At 61.2% G+C, this 1,362-nt stretch carries 2 protein-coding genes; one reads left to right on the forward strand and one right to left on the reverse strand.

The genetic code is table 11. The features are described from left to right. Positions 1 to 262 precede the first annotated feature (262 nt). Positions 263 to 763, reverse strand: coding sequence for a hypothetical protein (locus AHiyo1_RS26900; protein WP_253257362.1), 501 nt, complete (start codon positions 761 to 763; stop codon positions 263 to 265). Between the two features lie 412 nt (positions 764 to 1,175). Between AHiyo1_RS26900 and AHiyo1_RS14450 the strand changes: the two genes are divergently transcribed. Continuing rightward, on the forward strand, positions 1,176 to 1,362 hold a 187-nt coding region (locus AHiyo1_RS14450; RefSeq protein WP_445286222.1), incomplete at its 3' end, for an oxidoreductase.

The following is a 1,362-nucleotide window of genomic DNA, read 5'->3' on the forward strand; positions in this document are numbered from 1 at the left end:
CAGGTTCTTCGGCCTGGACGGGACGATCTCCCTGGGCATTGCCCTGCTCATCGCCGCGGTCGGAGGCGGGGCCCTGGTTGCCGTAGCCGGTGCAGTACGCATCATCCAACTCAGATCACGCAACCGCCGCACACCGACGACGCCAGGGCCCTGACACCACACAGGCCCTACCCCATCCAGGGAGCCTACATTCAGGAACCGTGCAGCCTGGCAGGCGTGCTCCAGGGGGCAAAGGTCGTGCTCCAGGGGGCAAAGGTCGTGCTCAAGGCGCCGGCATCGTCGTCCATGCTCGGCCCAAACGGCCCAAACGGCCTGCGGCGCCACCTTCGGGCGCAGCTTTGGAACGTTCACATTCGGGGCTTGGCCGGGAATTGGCAGGGGTGACGGACGGAACAAGGCACCCCGCCGACTGCCCATCGGGAATTCCGAACATCAACCTGGGACATCTTCCATCGGACCTCTCGTCGAAGCAGATGCTTCTCGATAAGGATGGCGCTGCACTGCAAATCGGTGTCGCCGGTGGCCAGTCGCACGACAATGTCGAAGACATCGTCGTGCTGAAGCCGTGCCGGTAACCGTTGATCCGCAGCAGCAAGACCCTCAGAATCCACGCGATGCATTTGGTGCCGTCGATGATTAGGGGAAACCCGGTCAGGGACTCGAGCAGCGCCGCCTTCAGGGCAAGCTGGGAATAAGCTTCGGCGCCCATGACCGCCGTGGCGGGACGCACTAAGGCCAAGGCGAGCAGGTTGACGTCGCGCATCTGGAACCCATACTTCCTGTTTACCGTGCCGGACCTACTAAGACGGTGCATGAATGGCACCAGCACATCCGCGCCATCGATTCAAGGTAAGAGCGAGAACGATTTCATCCTGTTCGGTCGTGCCGCCCGATATCCCAAGCCCAACAAATTGCCCCCGGGCAGTTCAATCGGTCCGCCCTTCCCCGAACGACACAAGGTGGCCTCCCGAGCACGCTGTGAGGTTGTACAAGGCTTGTCCCGGTCGCATTCTCAGGGGAATATTATCTGAGCATACTCAGTTATGAGTGTAATCACTACCCCGTAGCCGCATCAGCAGGTCTTAGCGTCCACGGCGGCCGAACATCGGCTGGATGACGGTGATTGCTCTGAAACATCGAACGCAAAAGGACTAACCAATGACCCTTTCTTCACTGTGGCAACCGGGATCTACACCGCCGAGCATGTCGTGGGCTGGCGAAGCGTCACCGAAGCAGTTCACGCCCGGGGCGGGGCGGTGTTCATCCAGCTCATGCATGCGGGCCGCATGTCCCACCCGGACAACACTCCTCACCACCGTCAGCCCATGGCGCCCTCGGCGATCTCCGCAGATCAGAATATTT

Origin of the sequence: Arthrobacter sp. Hiyo1 (genome assembly GCF_001263615.2) — a bacterium.
Lineage (GTDB): Bacteria > Actinomycetota > Actinomycetes > Actinomycetales > Micrococcaceae > Arthrobacter.